Raw genomic sequence first — 6,521 nt, forward strand, 5'->3', positions numbered from 1 at the left:
CGCTCTTGTTAGTCCATAACTTCTGAGTGTTTTCAGCTATGGAATTAGTCAGGTTATCAATCTCGCCTTGAAGGGAAGAGACTGCCTGCGCCGCGTCCTCTGTGTGATCTGCATCCCCGGCCTTGGCGTACTGTTGATACGCGTAGGTAGCTTTTGCCAACAAGGGAGTGAGTGCGCCAATCTGCTGCCTATACTGCTCATTTGCCGCCGTGAGCCGGGTTTGTTCATCGTTAATTAAGGCAGACTTGACTGCCACCAACTCTTGCATTCGGGCATAATCTGCGGCGGTTGCGGTGCCATCCTCTACCTTGCCATTTAGGTAATCATATTCGGTACCGGCAATACTTAGTTTGTTATTCACAGAATCAAGCGAGGATGCAATTTGGTTATTAATAATATCAAATTGATTGGCCGCATCAGAGAGAGTTTCGAGGTATTTAGCCACGGCATCGGTTTTGGAGGAAGAGCCGCCGCCGGAACTGGAAGAACTGGGAGTGCCACCGCCGCCGCTGGATTTACTTGTAATCGCATTTGCTTTAAGGGCGTTAAGTGCATTTTGAGAATTGTTAATAGCGGCTAATTGTTTATCGTATGTTTCTTTGGTTTTGGCAAGTTCTTTATTAACTTTGGCTGCTTCTTCCTGGTCATTACTTAATTCTTTTCTAATCCAGCCTTCGCCGCCCGGAAGATAATTATATTTGCCTTTCAAAAAGCCAGGAATGTATTTGTTTTGACTACCACCGGGGAGCAACGCCTTATTAGCCTTAATCTCTTCGCTGAGAGCATTTAATCTCCGATAGCTATTGTTTATAACGGCCTGTGTTTTTTCTGCTTCTGTTATCTGGGTATCAATAGAAGCCTGTTTCTCTGCCGCTGACAGTTCTTTTAACTTTGCCATTATTTGGTCTACGGTAGCATTACGTTTTAGCCCGGCTTCCTGGGCAATATCGGCTATAAGCCTTTCAGTTTCGCCTAATGCTTCCTGAGTATTTTTAGCTTCTTCAGATCCTTTACTTTGTTTAGCTAAAGTAGCTGTCAGTTCTTCCCTGCGGTCGGCCAAATCCTGTAATACACCCTGCGAAGATTCGTACTTCTGGGCATTGGCTTCATGTTCTTTTCGCTCTTTTTCTAACTGCTGTATTTCAGCATCCAATGCTTTACTATTATCTGTCTGAGATTTACGGAGTTCCTCGCCAGCATCAATTAAATCCTGCATAGCCTTGCGGTTAATCTCAATTGCGCCGGTTTCGTCGTTATACCCATCAATTACGCTGGGTATGGAATTGGCTATATTGCCTTTTAGAGTGTTCAATTCTTTGGCAGCTTCGTTATATTCTTCTGTCCCTTTAGTCATACCGTCCATTTTTGTGGTCAAAGAATCGTACTCTTTAGCCAAGCCCTCTGCCATGGTAGCCTGCGTTTGTAGTTCTTCCCCGGCCTTATGAACTTCTCTGGCGATAAAACCAGCGGCAGTACCAGCGGCTACTATAGCAACAGCGGCGGGGCCGCCAAAAGCGGCGGCAATACCTTTGCCTATATTCCCAAGGATAGTTGGCAAAACGCCTAATACGGAAACTAGGGTTCTCGCTCCGGCGGTAGTCGCGGCAATAGGAACGGACCAACCTGCTAATAATCCACCTGTTGCGCCAATAGCTCCAGAAACACCTAATCCCTTCAATGCAAAACTAAGTAGTTTAACTGCCAATGTTACTTCGGCAAAGGTGAGGATAAGTGTCTGCGCCCAATCATCAAGGTTATTGAACCATTGAACTGCATCGGTTATGCCCTCAACTAAGGCGGTCAATTCATTAAGCAGGCCAGCGTCACCCAATGCCACGGCTAACTGTTCGGCAGATGCTTTTAATACCTCAACCTGCTTATCAAGCGTCTGCATGGTGCGCTCATTCTCTTTCATGGAATAGCCTAGACTGTTTTCCTGAGAAATTAATACCTCATCCACTTTTGACCAGTTTTGAAGTAAAGCCAATAAATAATTACGACGATAAACACCGGCAGCTGCCTGCGATAAGTCGCGCTGTTGCAGGTCGTTCCATTGGCCTTGCACGCCAACGGCATTAGCCATTTCTTCGCTGAATAGCCCTGCCGCTTCTGCTTCGGAAGTTAGCGCATCCTGTGCCGCCTTACCCATTTGCGGCCATTTCGCGGCCATCTCGTCAAATATCTCTATAACATTGCGGAACTGAGTTTTAGCTTCATCAGCAAATACCTGTATTCCCATATCTTCAAAGGTGCTGATAGCTTTGTCACGCTGCATAAAGGACAGAATAGAATTAAGAGCATTACCAACCTCTTTACCGGTTCTGCCGGTTGCTTCACGCATGGTGGTAAGTATGGCAATTGTTTCATTCATGGTTAGGCCCAGCACCTTCGCCGCGCCAGAGGAACGCTGTAAACCCGCCACTAAGTCTGTCGAAGTAATAGCGAAGTCATCTGCTACTTTATTGATTTTATCAATAGTGGGCAGTAATTCATCCGCTGTAAGTCCCCATTGGGACATTATAGCTATCATTCCATTTGTCTCTACTACCTTATTTTTCAACAAGGGATAGACCATGTCTTCATCCCACAACGAGGATGCCGGACGCTTCGGGATTACTCCCTACGGATTTCATCACCATATCATAAGACTTAGGTGGTATATCCTGGCCGTTGAACCTTCTCCACCTTTCGGACAGGAGATTGGCTGCATGGTTGCCCAATCTTACAGATTTTTATGGTCAAGCCGCATTCACGCTTACCTTTCGGTTACGCAGTAGCTCTGTAAGCTCTCCAGGGCATTCCAGCAATTCACCCGGTAATGATTCTATGAGTTGCCTCATAGAACGCCTGTAGGCAGTTATGCTGCCCAAGCTTGTTCGCTGTTTAATTCAGCGGTATTTAGTGCCAGCAACGAATCTTTGGTTAATTCCAATGTTTCTGCTTGGTCATAACCGGCCTGCGCCCAGCGAATGGCAATATCGCTAACGTCGGCCCACACATCACCATAAGTGACGCCTAACTGCTGCAGCTCGTCCCGCATACCCTTGAAGTTAAAATTAACATCCTCTGTTACACGGGCAATGGTGGTCATGCCGAATTCAACATCTTTAATGGTGGAGGCGATTTCACCAACGCCAGCCAAGCCTCCCATAACAAGCGCACCCGTACCAAGCCATGAGAGTCTGCGCTCCATTAGACCTGCCATACCTTGGGGCTTTTGCTCGAAGGCTGCTCGTCGGGACTGCATATATAAGAGTTTTTCTTGCTCTACCTGCTTTTTAACGGTTGCTAGTTGAACAGCGGAAGATTCTTTAATTATTTTTTGTTGTGTTAAGGTTTCTTTAGCACGAATAGAGGATACTTCTGCTTCACCTTTAGCAACAATAACACCTTTTTGTGCTTCTGTTTTTTCTACCGTCGCAAGTGTTTTAGCATTTTGTGCTTCTATTGCTGCCGTACTTTCGGCTGAAATTGCACTTGACCTAGCATCATATACGCCTGCTTTAGCAGTGCTTATACTTGCACGAGCTTGAATCGCCTCTACTTCTGCCTGTGTCTTGGCCGCGCTTGTGATAATCGCGGCATCTGCTTTTTCGCGAGCTAATACTTGTGCGTTAGTAGATGCATTTACAATAGCATCTTGTTTAGCAGCACTTTCTGCTAAAATTGCCGTCTGTTTAGCTTCACTTTCTTTCCGAACGGCTTCTATTTTGGACTGTTGTAAGGCGGTAACCTTCCCTGCTTTTGCCACAGTATCAGTCGCACCAGTACCAGCGTTCAACTGTGTTTTAGCAAAGGCCTCCTGTACAGTCAGCGCGGTTTTATTCGCCATAGCTTCGATAGCTTCCATCTGAGCTTTGATGTTACTAATGCCGAATACAAGATTAGTTAATATCGCATTCTCAGGATTTATATTGTCTGCCATTTATTCACCACCTTTCCAGAAAATAAAAAAACACCTTTTACGGTGCCAACAGTGGTTTTAATTTAGGGCCAAAAGTTTACTCAAAACCTCTGGGGTTTCTTTTATTTGGGTCTCCCATATGTACGCGAATTTATAGCCAGATTTCTCTAAAAACTTTCGCCTTTTGCGATCACGATTTATGTTTTGCTTTTGGACATCATTTAACATCGAACGTGAGGGGTATTTTCCTGGGTTACCGTGCCAATAATCACCATACACTTCAAGCACCATATTCATATCCGGCAAATAAAAGTCCACCTTCATGCGATCAATTGGGTATTGTGGTATAAAGCTAACCCCTAGTTCTCCAAGTTTCTTTGCGGTAAGCCTTTCCGGCAATGTATCAGAGTGTCCATCAACCATTTTGGCTAATGCCAAACAACTTCGGCTACAATATTTGGAGCGTTCTTTTTCACAATTGGGAACACTGTATTCTTTTCCACAATACTGACAGGTTAAAACGACATGTCTATTTCGCTTCTTCGCCCTTAAAGTTACCGCGCATTCATGAGAGCATGTCTTTTTTTGATTTTTGGCATTTTTAGACTGATAAAATTCTTTTCCGCATATTGGGCATATACATTTATGCAGCTTTGCTTTGCGTTCAGGGTGTTTCTCGCCTCGCCTTGAATCATCACAACATTGTTTTGAACAATAATGTTTTTTGGACTTTTTGTACTGGCTCGCAACTATTTCAAACTGGTTACCGCAATAATCGCACTCCGTTATAATATGACTTTCTTTTTTATAATAAGGAGATGATGGCCCCTTATTATGTTCAGACTGCCAATCCCCCTTACATTGAGTATTACAAAAATGTCTTTTAGCCTTCTTCAAACGCCAAGAAGGTAACGATATGTCTTTTCCACACCAAGCGCATTTTACAATGATTTTGGGTTTACTTTTGGGATTATTTTCTCCTATTCTTTTCTGTCTCCAATAAGCCGATTTACATTCTTTAGAACAGTAAAAATTAGAGTGTCTTTCCTTGTTTTTCTTCACTCTACTAGGATATGTTTCAATCTGTTTTCCGCAATTAGCGCATTGAACAAATACGATTGTTATCACCACCTTTCAGGCAACAAAAAAAAGCCCCCTGTCGGAGCCATTATTGCTATAATTTTCAAATTGACATATACTGTTATTAAAAGGGGGGGGATATATTTATGTGGGGTTATATTATTTTGTTCGCTATATTGGGTTTAATAATTGTCGGATTAGTTGAAACAAGTAAAGACAACAAGCGCAACGCGACTATGGCTCAAACGGGCCATTCGAGCATTGAATATTTGGGCGGCAGTCCCCATATTGATTCAGCCGCAAATGGCTATATTAAGCCGAGGGAAAACGGCCTTGCATTTACCGGCAGCAGGACGCATCTCACCAAATGGACCAATATCAAATCCGTGGAAGTTAAGAACCATGAGCAAATAACCAGTGATATTACCGCTGGCCGTATTCTTCTTTTAGGAGTATTCGCACTTGCCGCTAAAAAGCAGACTGTTCACCGGGTAGAATATTTAGTCATTCATTGTGAAGAAGAAGGGGTAAACTACGACATGGTGTTCTCCGGAACAAATATGGGGACATTAGCATCACGGATTAATAAATCTCTTATTGACTATCGGAAGTCTCATTCCTCTTCGGCAGAATTGGCAGTGAACTAATGAAGGACTATTACCGTAATACGGCTATATTCGCTATATTATTTTCTGTTTTTTATGCTGTGTTTAAGCTGGGTGCGTATATCGGAAGTCGTTAGTCACCTTCTTTTATAACCCTCAATCTCGCCCGCTTATCCCTTTTTGCCAACAAACTTCATTAGTGCGGCTATGTCGCTACTTGTTGCTTCGTGTAGTTGATTTTCTTCCCCAACTTCGCAACCATGAATTTTTGCCAAAAATAACTGTTCGTCAACTATTTCCTTTAACATAGCTTGTACTTGCAGCAAGGTTAATTTTCGCACTTTATCGTAACCACCCAACCTAAGAGCCAGTTTTGCCATTGCTCTTTTAAAACTCCCTGGTTCAGGCGGTTCTTCGTTTTCTTTTTCATCTAGCTTTGGAATACTACTCTCCCAGAAAAAACTTTATAATTTCCTCGGCGGTCACGCGATCAATCTTGCCGATCACTTCGGGTTTCAAATTGCCACCAAAAGCTCTGTCCAAGATATACATAATTGCAGCAATACGTTCTTTTTTAGCCTCTGGCTTCTCATTAGGCAGGCTAACGTAATTCCAGGCAAACTTGCCTTCTAGAACAACGAGCTTATTATGTTTCTCCATAAGTTCTTCCAGTTCTTCTATCGGGGCTGGATTGACCAGATATTCTTGCCCGTTGACAGTAAACTTTTTGCCCTTACCTAAAGCTTCGTTAATTTCATCCATTTGTCATTTCTCCCTTCAAAATATATCTCTCCCAAAATAAATCACCCACGCCCCGGCAGGAGAGAAACCGGGACATGGGCAGAGGTCATCCGCTGGTTAATGACTCCAACGGGGGATTAAGCTACAAGATAATCGGCAAATTCAATAACATTTGCCCCGGTCTGCGGGTC

The 6,521-nt window shown here is 43.6% G+C and carries 6 protein-coding genes; 1 reads left to right on the forward strand and 5 read right to left on the reverse strand.

Annotation, left to right across the window (positions count from 1 at the left end; genetic code table 11):
* The 3 genes from B2633_RS16385 to B2633_RS16395 all read right to left on the reverse strand — a co-directional run.
* Positions 1-2,590, reverse strand: a 2,590-nt coding sequence (locus tag B2633_RS16385; protein ID WP_483171760.1) for a phage tail tape measure protein, incomplete at its 3' end; no start/stop codon positions are given.
* Between the two features lie 267 nt (positions 2,591-2,857).
* Positions 2,858-3,925: a hypothetical protein gene (locus tag B2633_RS16390; protein WP_483171761.1), complete on the reverse strand. Its 1,068-nt coding sequence runs from the start codon at positions 3,923-3,925 to the stop codon at positions 2,858-2,860.
* A 57-nt stretch (positions 3,926-3,982) separates the two neighbouring features.
* Positions 3,983-4,966 carry a hypothetical protein gene (locus B2633_RS16395; RefSeq protein ID WP_483171762.1) on the reverse strand — a complete coding sequence of 328 codons (984 nt, stop codon included), beginning with the start codon at positions 4,964-4,966 and terminating at the stop codon, positions 3,983-3,985.
* 164 nt (positions 4,967-5,130) lie between these two features.
* Here B2633_RS16395 and B2633_RS16400 point away from each other — a divergent pair, with 164 nt between their 5' ends.
* Positions 5,131-5,631 carry a hypothetical protein gene (locus tag B2633_RS16400; RefSeq protein WP_483171763.1) on the forward strand — a complete coding sequence of 167 codons (501 nt, stop codon included), beginning with the start codon at positions 5,131-5,133 and terminating at the stop codon, positions 5,629-5,631.
* Between the two features lie 128 nt (positions 5,632-5,759).
* Here B2633_RS16400 and B2633_RS16405 read toward each other — a convergent pair whose 3' ends face one another.
* Positions 5,760-5,969, reverse strand: a complete 210-nt coding sequence (locus tag B2633_RS16405; protein ID WP_483171764.1) for a hypothetical protein — start codon at positions 5,967-5,969, stop codon at positions 5,760-5,762.
* A gap of 64 nt (positions 5,970-6,033) precedes the next feature.
* Positions 6,034-6,351, reverse strand: coding sequence for a hypothetical protein (locus tag B2633_RS16410; RefSeq protein ID WP_483171765.1), 318 nt, complete (start codon positions 6,349-6,351; stop codon positions 6,034-6,036).
* Positions 6,352-6,521: the final 170 nt, after the last annotated feature.

The organism is Syntrophomonas sp. UBA1041 (assembly GCF_002316705.1).
Taxonomy (GTDB): domain Bacteria; phylum Bacillota; class Syntrophomonadia; order Syntrophomonadales; family Syntrophomonadaceae; genus DTU019.

Bases quoted from the DNA above. Each gene is read 5' to 3' on its own strand.
- B2633_RS16390 (WP_483171761.1), bottom strand. From the start codon at position 3,925: ATGGCAGACAATATAAATCCTGAGAATGCGATATTAACTAATCTTGTA.
- B2633_RS16400 (WP_483171763.1), top strand. From the start codon at position 5,131: ATGTGGGGTTATATTATTTTGTTCGCTATATTGGGTTTAATAATTGTC.
- B2633_RS16405 (WP_483171764.1), bottom strand. From the start codon at position 5,969: ATGGCAAAACTGGCTCTTAGGTTGGGTGGTTACGATAAAGTGCGAAAA.
- B2633_RS16410 (WP_483171765.1), bottom strand. From the start codon at position 6,351: ATGGATGAAATTAACGAAGCTTTAGGTAAGGGCAAAAAGTTTACTGTC.